Origin of the sequence: Hydrogenophaga sp., from assembly GCF_051860785.1 — a bacterium.
Classification (GTDB): Bacteria; Pseudomonadota; Gammaproteobacteria; order Burkholderiales; family Burkholderiaceae_C; genus Hydrogenophaga.
Window position 1 is genome coordinate 627,166 of sequence record NZ_JBIMLB010000001.1, and the last position, 20,213, is coordinate 647,378.

The window sequence follows — 20,213 nt, forward strand, 5'->3', positions numbered from 1 at the left end:
GCGTTACTGCACGCTGGCGGGTACGGAATGCCACAAGGGCGTGGGTCTCACGTCCGCAGCCGCCGCATCGACGGCGCTTTCCACCTCGAGCTGCCAGCGCGTGCGCAGGTTGGCCAGCATCACCTGCATGGGCGACGACAGCTGCGGATGGGCCGACAGGTAGAACAGGTTCGACACCAGCTTGCGCGCCATCAGCGGACGGTGCGGACAATCGCGCGCACTCTGCGCGTAACCGGTCATGAGCGCCAGGGTGCCGGCCAGCAGGGCCTCCACGCTGGGCAATGTGTATTCCTCGTCGGCGCTGTCGGTGTGCGGATCGGTCTGCATGGCGGCTCTCCTTGAGTTGGCTAGGAACAGGCCCTAGAAGTCGGTGACCAGCGCCACCGAGAACGCGCGGCCCGGTGCGGTGTAGGCATCGAGCACGGGCGAGTTCCCGGCCACGCTGCGCACGTTGGTCCACTCCCAGTACTTGCGGTCGGTCACGTTGTGAATGGCCGCACTGAGGCGGGTGGAACGGGTCACGCGCCAGCTCGCGCGCAGGTCCAGCGTGGTGTAGGCGGGCGTGGCGAACTGGTTGGCCGCGCCGGTGTAGTCGATGTCCTCGGTCGACTTCTTCAGGCTGTGGGCCAACGAAGCGCCGAGCGACCAGTCGCCCACTCGGTGGTCCACGCCCAGCACCAGTTTGGCGGGGTTGACCGAGTTCAGCGGCTGGTTGAGCGCGGTGTCGGTGCCCTTGGTCTGCCCGTAGGCCGCGCGCACGGTGGTGTTGGCCGTGAGCCGTGCTGAGCCCTTGAGCTCGAAGCCGCGCAAGGTGACCGACTGGCGGTTGACCGACTGGAACTGCGTCCTTGGCGCGGTCTGCACCGTGACCAGGTCTTCGATGAAGTCCTTGTAACGGCCGGTGAAGGCCACGGCTTCCCAGTCGAATCCCTCCGACTTGCCCCGTGCGCCCAGTTCGAACGTGCGGCTCTTCTCCGGACGCAGGTTCGGGTTGGGGATCGCCTCGTAGTTGCCCAGCGGATTCTGGAAATAGTTGTTGAGCTGCAGCGGATTGGGCGACTTGAACCCGGCCGCCAGACTGGCGAACACGCTCCACGCTTCGCCACCGCGCCAGATCGCGCCCAGCTTGGGCGTGAGTGCGCCGTTGGACAAGGACGCGGGCTGCATGGGATACAGCGGGTCGGCTTCTGCGTCGAGCGAGACGCGGTCGTAGCGCAACGCAGGGATCAGGCTCCAGCGGTCATTGGCGAATTCGCTCTGCACGAACAGCGCCGAAGTGGTCTCCACCGTCTTGGGGAAGCGCTTGAGCGGGTAGGCCTCGTAAGCAGGTCCGTTCACACCCGTGACCAGGTTGTCCATGTGCGCGCGCGACACATCCACGCCATACACCAGCTTCTGGCTCCAGGTGCCACCGAGTGAGCGCAGCTTCTCGGCCTGCAGCACGGCCTGGATCGTGCGTTCGGTGTAGGTCACATCGCGCACGCGGTTCTGTGTGGCTGCGGGCTGCAGTGGGCGCAGCTCACGGGCCACTTCCTGCGCATCCGACGATTGCAGGCCCACCATGGCGCGCACTTCATCGGCCCAGGCCGAAGCCACGGGAAAACGGCCGTCCCAGCTGAGGCGCGTGCGGGCCATCTCGGAAGTACCGTCCAGATCACCCACGTGGGTCGCTGTGGTGACCGCTGGTGCGCGGCCCGTGTAAGCCTCGATCTTGCCGCGTTTGTCCACGTGTTCCGCGGTGAACACATGACGCTGACCGGCGCCGGGCGTGAGCACCAGTTTGCCGAGCAGCGAGACGTTCTTGTCCTTCTGCGGATTGGGTGCCGTGCGGTTGCTGTTGAGCGAGTAGTTGGTGCCCTGGTTGTCCAGCGCCTCGCTGCGACCGACCTGCACACTGCCCAGCCACTGCAGGGTGTCGCTGGGCGCGCCGGCGAGCGTGGCGCCGAGCCGGCGGGTTTTATCCTGGCCGTCGTAGCTCAGGCCCACCCGTCCGCCCAGCGCCTGACCAGGCTTGAGCAGGCTTCTGGGTTCGGTGGTGAACATGGCCACCATGCCCGCCAGACCGTCGGAGCCGTACAGCGCGGAATTGGCGCCACGCAAGATCTCTACCCGCGAGATGAGCCCGATGTCGTAGTAGTCCCGTCCGAAGGCCGCGGGACCGAACACCCCGCTGACGAGTTCGCGCGGCACGCGGATGCCGTCGATCGTCAGCAGCACACGGTTGCCCTCCAGCCCGCGGATGTTGAAGCCCGCGTTGCCATCCCGACCCACGTTGCCACTCACGCCACCAAAGCGCACGGGCGCTCGCTTGACGCTCACGTTGGGCAACTCCTGCACCAGATCGCGGATGTTCTGCACACGGGCGGGGTCGAGGTCTTCCTCGGTCAACACATCAATGGCGGCGGGCACGTCTTCGAGCGCGCGTTCACTGCGAGCGCCGCTGACCACGACTTCGCGCAAAGTGCTGTTGGCAGCCGTCTGCGCAAATGCGGGTGCGGCCAGGGCGGCCGCACAGGCCAGGAGCAGCGGGCTGAGCCGCCAGCGGGAAACACCAGGAGAAAGAAGCGGAGGAGAGGATGAAAGAAGAAGGATCACGACAGCACCAGGGTCCGGGGTTGGAGGGCAAGGCTGGCGTCGCGACCTCGGGCATGACTCCCGGACGTTGGCTGGCGAAAAGTTATTATATGAGAACGATTCTCATTTGCAAGTCGAATCGATTCTCAAGACTGAAATGGCCGACCGCAACGCGCACAATGCGGCCCTCTTCCCAGAAAAAACGAAAGGACTCCTCCATGAAAGGCGATGCCAAGGCCATTGGCCACCTTCAGGCCCAGCTCAAGAACGAGTTGACCGCCATCAACCAGTACTTCGTCCACTACCGCATGCTCAAGCACTGGGGGCTGGACAAGCTCGCCGCCAAGGAATACGCCGAATCCATCGGCGAGATGAAGCACGCCGACAAGCTGATGGACCGCATCTTCACGCTCGACGGCCTGCCGAACCTGCAGGATCTGGGCAAGCTGAACATTGGCGAAGACGTGCCCGAGATCCTCAAGAGCGACCTGGCGCTGGAGCAGGGCGCGCAGAAAACCATCAAGGACGGCATCGCCCACTGCGAAACGGTGCGCGACTACGTCTCGCGCGACCTGTTGCAGGACATCCTGGACGACACGGAAGAGCACATCGACTTCCTGGAGACCCAGATCGAGCTGGTCGGCAAAGTGGGCCTGCAGAATTACCTGCAAAGCCAGATGGGCTCGGCCAGCTGACGGGCCGCCACCGCCTGTCCGCCTAAACCCCGCCATGGAGCGGGGTTTTTTTCGTCTATTGAATACGATCAATTATCATTTGCAGGCATCTTCTCCATTCCTGCCATCTGCCTGCTCCCACCATGATCGTTTGCGTTTGCCATCGCGTCAGTGACCAGACCATCGCACGTTGTGCGCGGTCGGGCATGGCGTTCGACGACATCCAGCTCGAACTCGGCGTGGCCACGCAGTGCGGGCAATGCGAATCCTGCGCACGCTCGCTGTGGTCGGAATGCACGCCGCACCAGGCCGTGGCCCACATCAAACTGCACCCTGCCGCGTTGCCGGCCCAGGCCGCCACGGCCTGAACAGCAGGCGCATACTGCGCCTTGCCAGATCGCGTGCCCGCCGGGCACATTCCCACCTGAACCGTCAAAGGCGTTGCAACGCTTTACGCGGTTTTACGCACTAGGGTTTTCCCGATCGTCGCTTTAGAATGCGCGATCCCGTTCCGCATCGCAAGATAACAACTCGCTGGAGACACGAGAATGAGCATGGACAACAGCCCTGAGAACAAGCGCGCCGAACTGCGCCGCGCCGCGCTCGAGTACCACGAATTCCCCATTCCCGGCAAGGTGGCGATTGCGGCCACCAAGCAACTCACCAACCAGCGCGACCTCGCGCTCGCCTACTCGCCCGGCGTGGCTGCGCCCTGCGAGGAAATCGTGGCCGATCCGGTCAACGCTTTCAAATACACCGCGCGAGGCAACCTGGTCGCCGTCATCACCAACGGCACCGCCGTGCTTGGCCTGGGCGACATCGGCCCACTCGCTGCCAAGCCGGTGATGGAAGGCAAGGGCGTGCTGTTCAAGAAGTTCGCCGGCGTCGACGTGTTCGACATCGAGATCAACGAGAAGGACCCGGCCAGGCTGGTCGAGGTGATCGCCGCCCTGGAGCCGACATTCGGCGCGATCAACCTCGAGGACATCAAGGCCCCGGACTGCTTCTATGTCGAGCGCGAATTGCGCAAGCGCATGAAGATTCCTGTGTTCCACGATGACCAGCACGGCACGGCCATCACGGTGGCAGCCGCCATGCTCAACGGCCTGAAGGTCGCGGGCAAGGACATTGCCCAGGTCAAGCTGGTGACCTCCGGCGCGGGCGCAGCGGCCCTGGCCTGCCTGAACCTGCTGCTCAAGGTCGGCCTGAAACGCGAGAACGTCTTCGTCACTGACCTTGCCGGCGTGGTCTACGAGGGCCGCGAGGAGCTCATGGACGACGACAAGCGCCAGTACATGCAGAAGACCGACAAGCGCAAGCTCGCCGAGGTGATCCAGGGCGCCGACGTGTTCCTCGGCCTTTCGGCCGGTGGCGTGCTCAAGCCCGACATGGTGGCGTCGATGGCCCCCAGGCCGGTGATCTTCGCACTGGCCAACCCGAATCCCGAGATCGCGCCGGAAGACGCGCATGCGGTGCGCAACGACGTCATCATGGCCACCGGCCGCACCGACTACCCGAACCAGGTCAACAACGTCCTGTGTTTCCCGTACATTTTCCGTGGTGCGCTCGATGCGGGCGCATCCACCATCAACGACGAGATGGAAATCGCGGCCGTGCACGCCATCGCCGAGCTGGCCCAGGCCGAACAGAGCGAGGTGGTGGCGGCCGCCTACGCGGGTGAGAAGCTGGCCTTTGGCCCCGAGTACCTGATCCCCAAGCCTTTCGATCCGCGCCTGATGATGAAGATCGCACCGGCCGTGGCGCAGGCCGCCGCCGACAGCGGCGTGGCGCTGCGCCCGGTGACCGACATGGTCGCCTACCGCGAACGCCTGCAGAGCTTCGTGTTCGCCTCCGGCACCATCATGAAACCGATCTTCGCTGCGGCGAAGCTGGCCGAGCGCAAGCGCGTGGCTTACGCCGAGGGCGAAGAAGAACGCGTGCTGCGCGCCTGCCAGATCGTCGTCGACGAAGGTCTTGCGCGCCCGACGCTCATCGGTCGACCGGAAATCATTGCCCAGCGCATCGAGAAATTCGGCCTGCGCCTGCGCGAGGAGCTCGACTACGACATCGTCAATGTGGAACAGGACGACCGCTACCGGGACTTCTGGCAGACCTACCATCGCATGACCGAGCGCAGGGGCGTGACCGCACAACTCGCCAAGATCGAGATGCGCCGTCGGCTCACGCTGATCGGCTCGATGCTGCTGCACAAGGGTGAGGTCGACGGCATGATCTGCGGCACCTGGGGCTCCACGCATACCCACCTGAAATACATCGACCAGGTGATCGGCAAGCGCGAGGGTGGCAGCCCGAGCACCGCGCAGGACGTGCGCATTTACGCCTGCATGAATGGCCTGATGCTGCCGGGCCGGCAGGTGTTCCTGGTCGACACCCACGTCAACTACGACCCCACGCCCGAAGAACTTTGCGAGATCACGGTCATGGCAGCCGAAGAGATGCTGCGCTTCGGCCTGCAACCCAAGGCGGCCTTGCTGTCGCACTCCAGCTTCGGCTCCAGCGACGAACCCAGCGCCGTCAAGATGCGCCGCACCCTGGCCCTGCTGCGCGAGCAGGCGCCCTGGCTGGAGGCGGACGGCGAAATGCACGGAGATGTGGCATTGGACCCCGCCGCTCGCCAGGCCCTGATGCCGAATTCGACCCTCAAGGGTGCGGCCAACCTGCTCGTCCTGCCCAACATCGACGCCGCGAACATTGCGTACAACCTCTTGAAGACGGCCGCCGGCGGCAACATCGCCATTGGCCCGGTTCTTCTGGGCGCTGACAAGCCGGTTCACATCCTGACCGCAAGCGCCACCGTGCGCCGCATCGTCAACATGACGGCCCTGACGGTGGCGGACGCAAACGTTTCCCGTTGACGCCTTTTGTAAAAGCAAGCACTAACTTTTACACACATTTCTGACGCCCCGAATTGCCCTCCTTTTCAGCAAGCCCTTGCAATTTCAGGCTGCCTCAGGCACACTAGCGAGCTTGGATTTCAGGGTTAACCCGCCCCAAATCGTCGATTAAAAGAACGCTTTATCGTTACTTTTTTGCGGTGCAGGAGGCGGGTTGATTGCATCAGAAAGCAGGGAAACTCATGGATCTGCAGCAGATCCGGACTCGTATCGGGAGCGTCAGGGACGTGGCCACCTGGGCCATTGCGGTCACCGCGTTGGCCACGATGGGCACCTTTGTGGTGCAAGCCCGATCACCCGATGCAGTGGCTCCGGCGCTGACCGCAGCGCCCGTGTCGATCTCCGGCTTGCCGGTGCAAGGCCAGGAAGTGATGGGCCTGATCCGTCAGGGTGGCCCCTTCCGTTACGAGAAAGACGGCTCGGTATTTGGCAATCGCGAACGGTTGCTGCCCGGCCAGAAGCGTGGGTACTACCGGGAATACACCGTACCCACCCCGGGCCTGAGTCACCGGGGAGCCCGGCGGATCGTGTGCGGCGGATTCAAACCCCGCTGGCCTGAAGCGTGTTATTACACCGAAGACCACTACAGCAGCTTCCGGCTGGTGATGCAGTAGGTCTTGGGTGAGTTGAGCGGATTTTTAACTTTGACCTTAGAAAGAGACGCGGAGATGGACACGCCACTTCGTAACGTACGACCCAATATCGTTCAGTCGATTCGCGCCCATGGCGTGAAAGACCTGCAGGCTGCGGCCGAGCACTTGGGACATCACTTCCTGTACGCCAACCTGGCCAAGGCCCAGAGCAAGCAGGACGTGCTGGAGTTGATCGCCGCTCAATACACCTTGCCCTCGCACTTCGGCAAGAATTTCGATGCGCTCTACGATTGCATGACCGACATGGTCCACAAGTCGGGCCCGCAGACCGGGTTCATCGTGGTGCTGGAGCACATTCCCGCGCACGCCAAGTTCGACAAGGAAGCGCGCGAGCAACTGCTCGACATCTTCCGCGACGCCGCCGACTACTGGTCCGACCGCAAGATTCCGTTCCGCTGCTTCTACTCGTTCTCGGTGGCACGCTCGCCCAAGGGCGAGGAGCCCATCGAAGTGCAGAGCGACGAGCCGATGCCCACGGACAAGATCCTGGACGTGAGTCCGATGGCGCTGCGCATGAGCAGCCCGTTCAACGCCGGTTACTGGCTGGCAGCGGCCTGACCCAATGGCATCTTTGAGAAGCCGCTGCACTTGCAGCGGCTTTTTTCATGCCTGCGTGTTTTGTGCGAGGCTGACGTATTCGCTGACGGGCACTTCCTCTGCGCGGCGTTGCAGGTCGAAGTCGCCGGCATAGCCCTTCTCTTCGAGCCAGCGGCCCAGTGTGTTGCGCAGGATCTTGCGGCGCTGGCTGAAGGCGGTCTGCACCAGGGCACCGTAATGCGCCACGTCGATGGCGGGCGGCTGCTCCAGCGGCACCATGCGCACGATGGCGCTGTCCACACGGGGTGGTGGGTCAAAGCTTTCCGGTGGCACGAACAGCACGTTCTCCATGGCGTAGCGCCATTGCAGCATGACCGAGAGCCGGCTGTAGTCCGAGGTGGCAGGCTTTGCGACCATGCGGTCAATCACTTCCTTCTGCAGCATGAAGTGCTGGTCCTTGATCACGCTCACGTGATCGAGCAGGTGAAAGAGGATGGGTGTTGAGATGTTGTACGGGAGGTTGCCGACAACGCGGATCTGTGGCGCAGCCAAGCGCCCGGCCAGTGTCGTGAAGTCCACCTTCAGCACGTCCGATTCGACCACGTCGAGCTGCCCGTGGCTGCGCAGCCGCACCGCAAGGTCGCGGTCCAGCTCGATCACGGTCAGGCGGCCCAACCGTTCGGCCAGGGGCTGGGTCAGCGCGGCCAGGCCTGGCCCGATTTCCACCATGGCGTCATCGCGTTGTGGCGCGATCAACTCAACGATGGCCTCGATGACAGCACCGTCGGTCAGGAAATGCTGGCCGAAGCGCTTGCGCGCAATGTGTTTCATCGACAGGTGGCCGCCCCGCCGCGCTTCAGCGCTGAGGCGCTTCGCGGTATTCGATGAAGGCGCGACCGCGCACGTCCTGCCCCCAGGCCCGCAAGGCTTCATCGGTTTTCTTCTCGCGCACCAGGCCCCGCACGATTTCGCGCTGCTCGCGCGCCGACAATCGGGTCTGGCGGCGTTCCTCGACCTTGATGAGGTGCGCACCAAACCGTGAGATCAGCGGGGCCGACACTTCGCCTGGCCTCAAGCTGTTCATGGCCTGTTCGAACTCGGGCACGAACTGGCCTGGGTTTGCCCAGCCCAGGTCGCCGCCCTGGCTGGCCGAGCCATCCTGGCTGTGCTCGCGCGCGAGCGCTTCGAAAGTGGTCTGACCGCTCGCGAGTTGCTGTCGCCAGCCATTGAGGCGAGCCACGGCGTCGGCCTGGCTGAGCTGACCGTCGGGGCGCAGCAGAATGTGCCGCGCACGGGTCTGGTTCACGTTGACGTCGGGCATGCCAGCCTGCCGCTTGTCGAGCACCTTGAGGATGTGAAAACCTGCGGGGCTGCGCAACGGACCGGCGACGGCACCCACATTGAGCGAGCGCGTTGCGTCCACAAACAACGACGGCAGGCGCTCGGCCGGCCGCATGCCGAACTGGCCGCCGTTCACGCGCTCCGGCGCTTCGGAGAACTCGCGCGCCAGTTGCGCGAAGTCACCTCCGGCGCGCGCGCGCTCGGCCACACCTTGTGCCTTGTCCTGCAACTCCTTGATGCGCTCGGGGCTGGCACCCTCCGGCACGATGAAAAGGATGTGTCCCAGGTTGAGCTCCAGATTGGCCAGCACATTGCTGCCTTGCTGTTCGCGAATGAAATCGTCGATGTCGGCTTCGGTCACGCGCACGCGCGAATCCACCTGCCGCTCGCGCACGCGCTGCAGCAGGATCTGGCTGCGCAGGTCGTTGCGCAGCCGGTTGATGTCCATGCCTTCGGCGGCGAGGCGCTGCCGGAACTGTTCGGGGCTGAGCTGGTTCTGCGCAGCAATGGATTCCTCGGCCTGGGTGACATCGGCTTCGTTCACGGTGATGCCGAGCTCGGTGGCCTGCTGGATCTGGATGCGCTCGTTGATGATCTGTTCGAGCACCTGGCGGGCCAGTTGATCGCGCGCGGGCATGGCTGCACCCTGTTGAGCCATTTGCTGTTCCACGCGCACCAGGCGCTGGCGCACCTCGTTGTTGGTCACAGGCTCGGAATTGACCAGCGCGACGATGTAGTCGGCCGTGCCCTGCACATTGGATGCACCCGCGGAAGCGGGCGCGCTGCGTGGCACGTCGAGCTGACCCGAGGACCGCAGGCCCTGCGCGTGGACAGAGAGGGACCACAACAGCGTGGCACATGCCAGCCAGATCGGCGGGCGGATGTGGAGAAAGAAGCGGTCAGTCATATTGTTGGAACCGGCTGGGCGGGTTGATCTCTTCGCGCAGGTACTGGTAGCGCGGCACATTTTCCTTGAGGGTTCTCAGCGGATTGGAGCCCAGGCGCGAGAACCCGGTGAACTCCAGCTGGAACAGGATACGCTGGTTGGCGGTGGCGCCGCTGCGCTGCAGTCGCTCGAGCACGACGCGCCCCACCCAGCAGCCGGCATCGTACTCAAAGCCGGCCACCAGATCGACCACCTTCTTGTCCGGTACGCTGTAGTTGATGCGACCCACGCTGTACCACTGGCCAGGCCCGAGGCCCCTGCCGGGCACCTTGTTGTACGAGGGTTCGCTCCAGAGGTCGTTGAGCGGCCACTGCCAGCCGATGTCGAACTGTTCGCTGGTGCCGCGCTGCAGGCGGTACGCGGCGCTGAACACACGGTAGTTGCCGGGTGTGTAGCGTCCGCCCAGCGTGGTGCGCACCGATTCGCGGTTGCTGGGGTTGAACTGCACGTTGGTGTCGACCGACCAGCGGGGACTCCACTGCACGCGCGTGGCAACCAGGATGTCGCTCAGGCGTTCGGTCACGGGGTCGCCACCGGGCAGGCCGCTGGCGTTGGGCAGGAAGACGTTCTGGTCGCGGAACAGGTAGCGCTGGGCCACACCCACACGCACCATCTCGGCACCCGTGTCAGGGTCCAGCAGGCGCGAGCTCACGCCCAGCGTGAGGGCGCGGGTATCGGAGATACGGTCGTTTCCGCCGAACACGTTCTCGGAGAAGATGGAGGCGAGGTTGAAGTCGTTCGTGGCGGAGTCGTAATTGGGCAGCAGACTCTGGTCGCGGAACGGCGTCCAGGTGAAGAAAGCCCGCGGTTCCAGCGTCTGAACGAAGGAGCGGCCCAGGTAGCTGGCGTCGCGCTCGAAGACCAGCCCGCTGTCCAGGCTGACCGTGGGCACCACGCGCGTGGCGCTGCGCGCGCCATTGGCCAGCGGGTTGTCGAAGTTGTAGTGGGTGGCGTGCAGCTGCGCACGCGGCTTGACGAACCAGCCCGGCGCGAGCCAGCGGCGGCTGATCTCGGCCACCGACAGGGTGCGCGAACCGTTGGTCTGGCCAGTCAGCAGCGGATTCGATTCGAAACGGGTGAAGTCGGTGAGCACCGACCAGTCCCAGCCACCCAGGCCAGCGATGCGGGTGTCGCCCCGGCTGTAGCGGGCGGCAATCGAGGGCAGGCGGTCGTACGGTGGCGTGATGGGCGCGTCGATGTCCTGAAGGGTCTGCCAGCTGTAGGTGCCCGCGCTCACCGCCCAGGGGCCACGCCCCCAGCTCACCACAGCGTCGCTGGCCAGCAAACGCGTGGTCAGCGATGAGGTGGCACGGGGGAAATCGCGCCAGTAGTCGTCGTCGCTCACGCGGTTGAGGTTCAGATAAAGGCCAGCGGCACCGTGGACGCCCAGGCGATTGGTCAGGTTCGTCAGGTTCTGCTGGTGCTGCAGCGTGTAGCCCCAGCGATCGGCGTCGCGCAGTTGGTCCGACGGCATGAACGCACCGCGCACCTGACCGGTATAGCTCGGTTGCAGATAACGGAATTCGGCGCCCAGGTCCACGCCGCGCTTGCTCATGAACGTGGGGTAAAGCGTGGCGTCGAAGTTGGGCGCGAGATTGAGGTAGTAGGGTTGCGTGAACTCGAGGCCGCTGATGTTGTCGATGTTCAGCGTCGGGGGCAGCAGGCCCGACTTGCGCGCATCCGTCAGCGGGAAAGTGAAGTACGGCGCGCCGAGGATGGGCACACCCTTGAACTCCAGCACGCCGTTGGTGGCCTTGCCGATTTCCTCGACGTTGTCGAACTCGATGCGGGAAGCGCGCACCATCCAGTCGGGCATCCAGTCCGCGCCAGGCGTGCGCGGGCAGGTGGAATAGCGCGCGTCGTAGGCGTTGGCGTGGTCCTTGTCGAGGAAATCGACCCGGCTTGCGTCGCCCTTGCCCTCGTTCTGGAGCAGCTCGAAGGTGGGCTGGGTGAAGGTGCCCTGAAAGGTGTCCACGTTGAGCTGCAGGTCGGGACCACGAAAGCGGTTGCCATCGCGGTTGATGAGCACGTTGCCCGTGGCGCGGGACTCGTTGTTGCTCTGGTCGATCTGCAGTCGATCGGCCCGGATCACGATGTCGTGGCGGCGCAGCTCGGCGGAGCCTTCCACCGCAGTCACCCCCTCGGTCTGGCCTTCAATTCGGTCGCCCGAGATAAAGGTAGGCGCCTGTTGACGTGCACCTTCGGGCAGGGTCTCCTGCAGCATGCCGCTGGGCTTGAGGCCCACGGCGGGTGCGGCGGGCGCCTCATCACCATCGCCAGACTGCGCCCGCACCCCGCCAGGAGAGGCCAGGGTGCCCAGTGCGAGCAAGGCGAGCAGGACGTGCACGCCCCGCGCAACGGGTGCGGCCACAAAGGAGAACGCGCGCCTGCTGTGGCAAGCAGGGTCTGAGCGCAGCGGGTCGGTGCGACGGTTCAAGGAGAAAGACATTGTTGGCGCGGTAGCCTGGACACGCGTGGGAGCCGGCAACCTGCCCAGCAGGGGGTTTGTAGAATCAGCAGGCATTATCCACTGCCCGTCACGCGCTCAGACCGAACACGGCCGGCCCGATACCCTCCAACACCATGACCCTGCCCACCCCCGCCGTTGCGTGGTCCGATGCCTCCCGGGAAGCCGCCTTCCACGCCTGGCTGGAACCCCTGGGGAAGAAATTCGGCGTGTTGGGAGATTCGCTCAGGCCGGCCTCGGCCGACGCGAGTTTCCGCCGCTACCTGCGCATCGACACGCAGGCGGGTCGCAGCCTGATCGTGATGGACGCGCCACCGGAGCATGAGAACTGCGAACCCTTCGTGCGGGTGGCTCACCTCATGCGCGACGCCGGCCTGCTGGTGCCGGAGGTGATGGATTGGGACCAGCCACAGGGGTTCATGCTGCTGAGCGACCTCGGCCATCACACCATGCTCGAAGGCATCGACACAAGCAACGCGCAGGCCAACCATGCGCGCTACATGCAGGCCCTCGATGCGCTGCTGGCATGGCAACTGTCGTCCCGGCCCGGCGTGCTGCCGCCCTACAACGAAGCGCTGCTGCGGCGCGAGCTGCAACTCTTTCCCGACTGGTACTTGCAGAAGCACAAGGCGCTCGCACTCAGCGACGCGCAGTCCCAGACGCTGCAAAAGGCGTTCGACGCGATCGTGGCGCACAACCTGGCTTCGCCCATGGTCCATGTGCATCGCGACTTCATGCCGCGAAACCTGATGCTGCCCGTGCAGCCCGGTGAAACCCCGGCACAGCAACTGGGCGTGCTCGACTTCCAGGATGCAGTGCACGGCCCCATCACCTACGACATCGCCAGCCTGATGCGTGATGCCTTCCTGAGTTGGGAAGAGGACTTCGTGATCGATGTGACCGTGCGTTACTGGGAAAAGGCGCGCGCCGCCGGCCTGATGGATTTCGAGGACTGGCACAGCGACTTCGGCGCTTTCTACCGTGGCGTGGAGTGGATGGGCCTGCAGCGCCACCTGAAGGTGGCAGGCATCTTCGCGCGCCTCACGCTGCGCGACGGCAAACCCAAATACCTGGCCGACACGCCCCGTTTCATCGCTTACATCCGCCACACCGCGCACCGCTACCGCGCCCTCGGTCCCTTGCTCAAGCTGATCGACGAGGTGGAAGGCCTCCAGGCGGCTTCGGGCTACGCTTTCGGACGGGTCTGACCATGCCCCGCTTTCACTGCCCGGCGCGACTGGTCGTGGGGCAGGTGCTGTCGCTGCCGGCCACCGCGGCGCGACACGTCCAGGTGCTGCGCCTGCAACCCGGGCAACACATCACCCTCTTCAGTGGCGACGGCGGCGAGTGGGGCGCCACCATCAGCCTCATGGGTCGCAACGACGTGCGCGTGATCGTGGGCCTGCACCACGCCATTGAACGCGAACCGGGTCGGGCCGTGCACCTGGCCCTGGGCATGCCCGCCAACGAGCGCATGGACTGGCTGGTGGAGAAGGCCTCTGAATTGGGCGTCGCCAGCCTTCAACCTTTGCAGACCGCGCGCAGTGTGCTGCGCCTGGCGGGTGAACGGGCCACGAAAAAACAGGCGCACTGGCAGTCGGTCGCCATCGCGGCTTGCGAGCAATGTGGGGGCAACCGCGTGCCGGAGGTGCATGCGGTGGGCGAACTGGCCGCGTGGCTCAAGGCACTTCCGCCAGGGGACCCAACCTTGCCCGAGTTGCGTTGCCTGCTCTCGCTGGCCGAAGGAACCCACTCTTTGCCCTCTCTCCTGGCGCGTGCTTCTGCGCTTTCACCCGTGCGCTTTCTCAGCGGACCCGAGGGGGGTTTGACGCCCCAGGAAGAATCCCTGGCCCTGGCCGCTGGCTTCTTGCCCGTGACACTGGGTCCGAGGGTGTTGCGCGCAGAAACCGCTGCGCTGGCCGCACTGGTGATCTCGCTTGCCCCATGAACAAGAACCTCTGGCTGCTGGCTGGCGCACAAGGTCTCTTCCTCACCAACAACGTGGTGTTCATTGCCATCAATGGCCTCGTGGGCCTGTCGCTGGCACCGCTGGGATGGATGGCGACGTTGCCGGTCATGGGCTACGTGGTGGGCGGTGCGCTGTCCACCCCGCTGGTGGCGCGCACGCAGAGCGCACTGGGTCGCAAGGCGTCGTTCCAGATCGGGTTGCTGGTGGCGCTGGTTTCGGCACTGCTGTGCGCCTGGGCGGTGATGGACCGCAACTTCTGGCTGCTGGTGACTGCCACCGTGATCGCCGGGTATTACAGCGCCAACGGCCAGCTCTACCGCTTCGCCGCCGCCGAGCTGAGCGCCCCGGCGTTCCGGGAAAAGGCGGTCTCGCTGGTGCTGGCCGGTGGCCTGGCTGGCGCGGTGCTCGGGCCCAATCTGGCCATCCGCACCAAGGACTGGTTGGGCGTGCCGTTTGCCGGCGCTTATCTGGCACTGGCGGTGGTGGCGCTGTTGTCCATGGCGGTCATCGCTTTCATGAGCTTCCCGCCGCTGCCACCCAAGGCGTCCAGGGTCGACCAGGGCCGCCCGCTGATCGTGATCGTGCGGCAACCGATCTTCATCGTGGCCACCGCTGGCGCGGCTCTGGGCTACGGTGTGATGAACCTTTTGATGGCCGCCACACCGCTGGCCATGCAGGTGTGCGGATTTCCCTTTGAAGACGCGGCTCTGGTGCTGGAATGGCACGTGATCGGCATGTTCGCGCCGGGTTTCATCACCGGTCACCTGATCAAGCGCTTTGGCGTGCTCACCATCATGGGCGTGGGGGTGGTGCTCAATGCAGCCTGCATCGCCATTGCCCTTTCCGGGGTGGATTTCCACCAGTTCCTCATCGCGCTGTTTCTGCTCGGCGTGGGCTGGAACTTCCTTTTCACCGGGAGTACCACGCTGTCCTTGCAGGCCTACCGGCCGGAGGAAAAAGACCGCGCGCAGGCCGCCATCAACTTCTGCGTGTTCGCGACCATGGCATTCACCTCATTCGCCTCGGGCGCTCTGGTCACCACACAGGGCTGGCACTGGCTCAATGTGGGCTCGCTGGTGCCGGTGGTATTGACCGGCATCGCACTGCTCTGGCTTGCATGGGTGCGTCGACAGGCACAGAATCTAACCTGAAACTGCAGGCAGGCAACCGGCAACCATCCACTCCACTGAAAGGGCAGGCCATGGGACTTCTGGACTCACTGATCGGCGCGGCCACCCAGGCCGGCATGGGCTCATCACCAGGGCAGGCATCCCCTTCGACCAGCGGCCTGCCCGGTGGCATGGATCCGCAGATGCTGATCACCCTGTTGGGCGGTCTGCTCGCCAGTTCGGGCGGACTGCAGGGCTTGCTGGCGAAGCTGCAATCGGGGGGTCTTGGCGATGCGGTGCAGTCGTGGATCGGCACCGGCGCCAACCAGCCGGTTTCAGGCGATCAACTCGGCGGCGCGCTCGGCCCGGACCTCATGGGCATGATCGCTTCGCAACTCGGTGGCAACCCGCAGCAAGCCTCCGGCACACTGGCCGAACTGCTGCCGGGCCTGATCGACCAACTCACGCCGAAGGGCCAGCTGCCCGCCGACAACGACCTGGGTGGGCTGCTGGGCGGCAATGGTGGCAACGCCGGCGACCTCATGGGCATGCTCGGCGGCTTGCTGCAACAGCGCCGCTGACCACGAGCGAGGCGCCTAGCCTGCGGGAGCCTGTACGTCCAGCCACGCCTTGAGCGTGCCGAATACGGCCGAGGGATCGGCCTCGTTGAAGATCTCGTGGTACAGGCCTTCGAAAGCCTGGGTATGCACCTTGCCACTGGGCGCGGCGGCCGCGGCGAAGGCACGGCTGCCCGCCGGGCGCACCAGGTGGTCGGCCCCGGCGTACATCAGCAGCGTGGGGACGGCCCAGCGTGGCGCAGCGGCGATGACCTGCGGCCCGTTGCTGTTGATGAAATGCGCGAGCCGGGCCGTGATGCGGTCATGCACCAGCGGGTCTTTCCTGTAAGCCTCCACGGTCGCCACGTTGTGCGAGATCTTGCTCGCGTCCAGCCCGTTGGACAGCGCAAAGTTGGGCGCGTGGCGGTAGAGCAGGTTGATCAGCTTCTGCTGCAGCCAGCCGATGCCCGCATCGAGTGCCGGTGAGGAGAGCACCAGTCCATCGACCCGCGCCATGCCGCGCTGCACGAAGGTGGCCGCGACCAGGCCACCCATGCTGTGCCCCATGAGGATCAGCGGGCACGACCAGGGCTCGGCGATGTGGCGCCGCGTGTCCTCGATCACTTCGGCCAGATCGTCCAGCAAGGCGTCTTCGTCGGGCAGCACGCCACGTGCACCACCCGATTCGCCGTGGCCTCGCTGGTCGTAGGAGCGCACGCAGAAGCCCCATTCGTTGAGGCGGTGCGCAACCGGGTCGTAGCGCCAGGCATGTTCACCCAGGCCATGCACGATGAGCACCACCGCGCGGGGACGCCAGCGCATGGGCAGCGGCCAGTCGTACAGCGCCAGATTCAACCCGTCGCGCAGGGTGAAGGGAGCCTGGGTGGTTTCGGACATGGTGTTGCCCGCGAATTCAGGGCATGCGGGCCATGACCTGCGCCACCGTGGCCGTGAGACGCCGTGCGTACTCGAGATGGAGAAATTCGTTGGGGCCGTGCGCGTTGCTCTTGGGCCCGAGCACGCCGCAGACCATCATCTGCGCCTTGGGAAATCCCTTGCTGAGCATGTTCATGAGCGGGATGGTGCCGCCCTGGCCGATGGTGCCGCAGCCCGCACCGAAATGGGCCTGCGAAGCGGACTGCAAGGCTTGCTCGAACCACGGCGCGGTGCTCGGCGCGTTCCAGCCGCTGGCTGCGCCTTCGCCCTCGAAGGTTACCCGGGCCTGGTAAGGGGCGTTGTCCTCCAGAAGCACCTTGAGCTCCTGCACCGCAGCGGGCGCGTCCACCAGCGGCGGCAGGCGCAGGCTCAGCTTGAACGCGGTGTAAGGCCGGAGCACGTTGCCCGCGTTGCGCAGCTCCGGGAAACCTTCGGCGCCCGTGACGGACAGCGTGGGCCGCCAGGTGCGGTTGAGCAGGGCCTCCACCGGGTCGGTGGTGGTGGGCAGCGCGAATACCGTGGCGCCGCCGCAGTCGTAGTGCGCCCAGGGAAAGCGCTTGTAGAGCTCGTCGCCCAGGATGGCGGCCGTGGCCTTCGCCTGCGCCACGCGCTCGGCGGGAACCTCGCAATGGAAGCTGGCCGGCAGCAGGCGGCCCGTGGCGCTGTCTTCGAGCCGGTCGAGCACCTGGCGCATGATGCGAAAGCTCGAAGGCACCAGGCCCGAGGCGTCACCCGAATGGATGCCCTCGGTGAGGATTTCCACCTTGAGCACACCGCTGGCCATGCCGCGCAGGCTGGTGGTGAGCCACAACTGGTCGTAGTTGCCCGCGCCGCTGTCCAGGCAGATCACCAGGCCGACGTCGCCCAGGCGCGTGCGCAGTGCGTCCACATAGGGCAACAGGTCGCCCGAGCCGCTTTCCTCGCAGGTCTCGATCAGGCCGACGATGCGCGGGTGCGCCACGCCCTGGGCCTTGAGCGCCTGCAACGCGGCAATGCTGGCGTACACGGCGTACCCGTCGTCGGCGCCACCCCGTCCATACAGCTTTCCGTCGTCGATCTTGGGCGTCCAGGGACCGAGGTCGTTGCGCCAGCCCGTGAACTCGGGTTGTTTGTCGAGGTGACCGTACATCAGCACGGTCTGACCGGAAGCGGGCGCCGGTGTACCGTCCCGCCCGGCGCTGGCGGGCACCTCGAAGAACAGCACAGGCGTGCGCGGCTTGCCCTGCATGTCGTTCAACTGGACGATTTCCAGCGTCAGGCCCTCGACCTGCTGCGCACGCACCCAGTCCGCAGCGCTGTGCAGCACCCGATCCAGCAAGCCGTGGGTGGCCCAGTCGGTGTCGAAGGCGGGCGACTTGGCGGGCACCTCGATGTAGCGCACCAGCTCGGGCACGATGGAGCTCGACCAGCTCGCCTCCACATGGGCCTGTAAGGCGGCCGGATCGAGCGCGGTGGGGGGCAGGCGGGCATTCATGGCGGTGGTCTCCGAAGGCGTGGGGGCAGCCACGCGCCGGGGACATTTCACCCGCCGCGATGGCCAGGGAACAAGTATAGGCAGCCGCGCCCACTTTGGGGGCGCCGTACGGTGTCGGCGTCAAGCCAGGCGAAAGACCCGTACCACCTCGGCCAGCCGGCTCGCCTGATCCCGCAGGCTGTCGGCCGCTGCCGCGCTTTCCTCCACCAGCGCCGCGTTCTGCTGCGTCATCTGGTCGAGCTGGTTCACCGCTGTGTTGACCTGGCCGATGCCTTGCGACTGCTCGGTGGCGGCCGTGGTGATGTCGCCAATGAAAGCCGACACTTTTTCCGCGTTGGCCACGATCTCGCCAATGGTGCTGCCGGCCTGCGCCACAAGCCGCGTGCCGTTTTCCACTTTTTCCACACTGACCTCGATCAGGCCCTTGATTTCCTTGGCCGCCTGAGCGCTGCGCTGCGCCAGACTGCGCACCTCGGCCGCCACCACGGCAAACCCGCGCCCCTGCTCACCGGCGCGCGCCGCCTCCACCGCGGCATTCAGCGCGAGGATGTTGGTCTGGAACGCAATGCCGTCGATGACGCTGATGATGTCGCCGATCTTCTGGCTGCTCTGGTTGATCTCTTCCATGGTGGTGACCACCTGGCCCACCACCTGCCCGCCGCGCGCGGCCACTTCGGCGTTCACCGCTGCCATCTGTGTGGCCTGGCGCGCCGCATCGGCACTCTGGCGCACCGTGCTGGTGAGCTGCTCCATGCTCGCTGCCGTCTGCTGCAGGCTGCTCGCGGCCTGCTCGGTGCGGCTGGACAGGTCCTGGTTGCCGCTGGCGATCTGCGCACTGGCGGTACCGATGCTGTCGGTGGAGTTGCGCACCTGACCCACAATGCCGGCCAGCGAGGTCTGCATCTCGCCCAGCGCCTTCATGAGCGTGGCCAGTTCATCGCGGCCATTCGCCTGCACGGACTGCGTGAGGTCGCCACGGGCAATGGCGTGCGCCAGGCGCTGCGCCTCTTCCACAGGCCGGCAGATGCTCTGCATGTTGAGCAGCGTGCTGGGTACCACGACCAGTGCGGCCAGGGCCACGGCCAGACCGAACAGAGCGAGCGTCTGCCCACGGGTGGTCTCACCCTGCTGCTCCAGACCGGTGGCCTTGGCGATCAGAATCCCCTCCAGCTTGCGGAGGTTCTGGATCAGGCCGTCGTACTGTTCATGCGCGCGCGCCAGCACGCGATTGGCCACCGTGGCGGTGTCGTAGCCGCCGCTTTCAAGCTGCATGCTCACGGGCTCCACAAAGGCCACGTACTTCGTGAGCTGCTCCTTCATCTCGCGCACCAGCCCATTGTCCTGGTCTTCTTCACCGCCCAGCATCTGGTCGATCTGCTCCAGCGCAGTGTCGCGCGCCGCCAGCCACTGGCCCTTGGCCTTGGCCACGGCCTCGGGTTTTTCATAGCCAACAATCATGTCTTTCTCATAGCGTCCCATGTCGCCCAGCGCCACCTGCAGGCGCGAGAGCGTCACGGTTTCCTGGAAGGCGTGATTCATGAATTCACTGCTCAAGGCATGCAGACGCGACATGCCCCAGAGGCCCGCACCACCCACCAGCACAAGCAGCATCAGGACGACGGCGATGGCGCCCATCATGCGGGTGCGAATGGAAAACTGACGCATCAGGTCTTGCATGGTCGAAAGCTCGTTTTTGTGTTCGGGAAAATTTAGGTGGCTTACAGGCGGAAGATCTGAACCACTTGCCCCAGGCGTGCGGCCTGGTCCTTGAGGCTCTCTGCCGCGGCCGCGCTCTCCTCCACCAACGCCGCGTTCTGCTGCGTCATCTGGTCGAGCTGCGTCACCGCCACGTTGACCTGGCCAATGCCATCGCTCTGCTCACCCGCTGCCGCCGTGATCTCGCCAATGATGTCGCTCACCCGCTGCACCGAGCCCACGATCTCGCTCATCGTCTGGCCCGCATCGGCCACCAGCCGCGAGCCGGTTTCCACCTTGTCCACGCTCGCTCCGATCAGGCCCTTGATCTCCTTGGCCGCCTGCGCACTGCGCTGCGCCAGGTTG

Annotated in this window: 17 protein-coding genes and 1 pseudogene; 9 read left to right on the plus strand and 9 right to left on the minus strand. The window is 65.3% G+C overall.

Features of this window, described 5'->3' with window-relative positions:
* Positions 1-3: 3 nt before the first annotated feature.
* Entirely contained in the window at positions 4-327 is a 324-nt protein-coding gene (locus ACTIF6_RS02905) for a hypothetical protein (RefSeq protein WP_439586496.1), read from the minus strand.
* A 33-nt stretch (positions 328-360) separates the two neighbouring features.
* The gene (locus ACTIF6_RS02910) at positions 361-2,595 is read right to left on the minus strand and encodes a TonB-dependent hemoglobin/transferrin/lactoferrin family receptor (protein WP_439586497.1); all 2,235 of its coding nucleotides are present in this window, start codon (positions 2,593-2,595) and stop codon (positions 361-363) included.
* A gap of 197 nt (positions 2,596-2,792) precedes the next feature.
* On the opposite strand from ACTIF6_RS02910, the gene bfr reads away from it, so the two are divergent.
* From bfr to ACTIF6_RS02935, 5 genes and pseudogenes are all read left to right on the plus strand, one after another.
* Positions 2,793-3,269 carry a bacterioferritin gene (gene bfr / locus ACTIF6_RS02915; RefSeq protein WP_439586498.1) on the plus strand — a complete coding sequence of 159 codons (477 nt, stop codon included), beginning with the start codon at positions 2,793-2,795 and terminating at the stop codon, positions 3,267-3,269.
* Between the two features lie 122 nt (positions 3,270-3,391).
* Entirely contained in the window at positions 3,392-3,616 is a 225-nt protein-coding gene (locus tag ACTIF6_RS02920) for a (2Fe-2S)-binding protein (RefSeq protein WP_439586499.1), read from the plus strand.
* A gap of 186 nt (positions 3,617-3,802) precedes the next feature.
* The gene (locus ACTIF6_RS02925; protein ID WP_439586500.1) at positions 3,803-6,124 is read left to right on the plus strand and encodes an NADP-dependent malic enzyme; all 2,322 of its coding nucleotides are present in this window, start codon (positions 3,803-3,805) and stop codon (positions 6,122-6,124) included.
* Positions 6,125-6,345: 221 nt separating this feature from the next.
* The gene (locus ACTIF6_RS02930) at positions 6,346-6,777 is read left to right on the plus strand and encodes a ribonuclease domain-containing protein (RefSeq protein WP_439586501.1); all 432 of its coding nucleotides are present in this window, start codon (positions 6,346-6,348) and stop codon (positions 6,775-6,777) included.
* A 54-nt stretch (positions 6,778-6,831) separates the two neighbouring features.
* A pseudogene (locus ACTIF6_RS02935) lies at positions 6,832-7,227 on the plus strand (barstar family protein); the annotation flags it as partial.
* Positions 7,228-7,419: 192 nt separating this feature from the next.
* Here ACTIF6_RS02935 and rsmA read toward each other — a convergent pair.
* Genes rsmA through ACTIF6_RS02950 form a run of 3 tightly spaced genes read right to left on the minus strand, consistent with a single transcriptional unit; the run spans position 7,420 to position 12,089 of the window.
* Complete coding sequence (gene rsmA, locus ACTIF6_RS02940; RefSeq protein WP_439586502.1) at positions 7,420-8,184, minus strand: 16S rRNA (adenine(1518)-N(6)/adenine(1519)-N(6))-dimethyltransferase RsmA; 765 nt, start codon at positions 8,182-8,184, stop codon at positions 7,420-7,422.
* A 25-nt stretch (positions 8,185-8,209) separates the two neighbouring features.
* Entirely contained in the window at positions 8,210-9,601 is a 1,392-nt protein-coding gene (locus ACTIF6_RS02945; RefSeq protein WP_439586503.1) for a peptidylprolyl isomerase, read from the minus strand.
* On the minus strand, positions 9,594-12,089 hold the full coding sequence (locus ACTIF6_RS02950) for an LPS-assembly protein LptD (RefSeq protein ID WP_439586504.1): 2,496 nt from the start codon (positions 12,087-12,089) through the stop codon (positions 9,594-9,596). The genes ACTIF6_RS02945 and ACTIF6_RS02950 overlap by 8 nt, the downstream gene beginning before the upstream one ends.
* Positions 12,090-12,223: 134 nt before the next feature.
* Between ACTIF6_RS02950 and ACTIF6_RS02955 the strand changes: the two genes are divergently transcribed.
* Genes ACTIF6_RS02955 through ACTIF6_RS02970 form a run of 4 tightly spaced genes read left to right on the plus strand, consistent with a single transcriptional unit; the run spans position 12,224 to position 15,766 of the window.
* Positions 12,224-13,315, plus strand: coding sequence for an aminoglycoside phosphotransferase family protein (locus ACTIF6_RS02955; protein WP_439586505.1), 1,092 nt, complete (start codon positions 12,224-12,226; stop codon positions 13,313-13,315).
* Positions 13,316-13,317: 2 nt separating this feature from the next.
* Positions 13,318-14,055, plus strand: a complete 738-nt coding sequence (locus ACTIF6_RS02960) for a 16S rRNA (uracil(1498)-N(3))-methyltransferase (protein WP_439586506.1) — start codon at positions 13,318-13,320, stop codon at positions 14,053-14,055.
* Positions 14,052-15,227: an MFS transporter gene (locus tag ACTIF6_RS02965; RefSeq protein ID WP_439586507.1), complete on the plus strand. Its 1,176-nt coding sequence runs from the start codon at positions 14,052-14,054 to the stop codon at positions 15,225-15,227. The genes ACTIF6_RS02960 and ACTIF6_RS02965 overlap by 4 nt, the downstream gene beginning before the upstream one ends.
* A 50-nt stretch (positions 15,228-15,277) precedes the next feature.
* Complete coding sequence (locus tag ACTIF6_RS02970) at positions 15,278-15,766, plus strand: YidB family protein (protein WP_439586508.1); 489 nt, start codon at positions 15,278-15,280, stop codon at positions 15,764-15,766.
* A gap of 15 nt (positions 15,767-15,781) precedes the next feature.
* Here ACTIF6_RS02970 and ACTIF6_RS02975 read toward each other — a convergent pair whose 3' ends face one another.
* From ACTIF6_RS02975 to ACTIF6_RS02990, 4 genes are all read right to left on the minus strand, one after another.
* Positions 15,782-16,639 (minus strand): alpha/beta hydrolase, encoded by an 858-nt coding sequence (locus ACTIF6_RS02975; protein ID WP_439586509.1) that lies wholly within the window; start codon positions 16,637-16,639, stop codon positions 15,782-15,784.
* Positions 16,640-16,655: 16 nt separating this feature from the next.
* Positions 16,656-18,152 (minus strand): M20 family metallopeptidase, encoded by a 1,497-nt coding sequence (locus ACTIF6_RS02980; protein ID WP_439586510.1) that lies wholly within the window; start codon positions 18,150-18,152, stop codon positions 16,656-16,658.
* Between the two features lie 120 nt (positions 18,153-18,272).
* Positions 18,273-19,829: a methyl-accepting chemotaxis protein gene (locus tag ACTIF6_RS02985; protein WP_439586511.1), complete on the minus strand. Its 1,557-nt coding sequence runs from the start codon at positions 19,827-19,829 to the stop codon at positions 18,273-18,275.
* 41 nt (positions 19,830-19,870) lie between these two features.
* On the minus strand, positions 19,871-20,213 hold a 343-nt coding region (locus tag ACTIF6_RS02990; RefSeq protein ID WP_439586512.1), incomplete at its 5' end, for a methyl-accepting chemotaxis protein.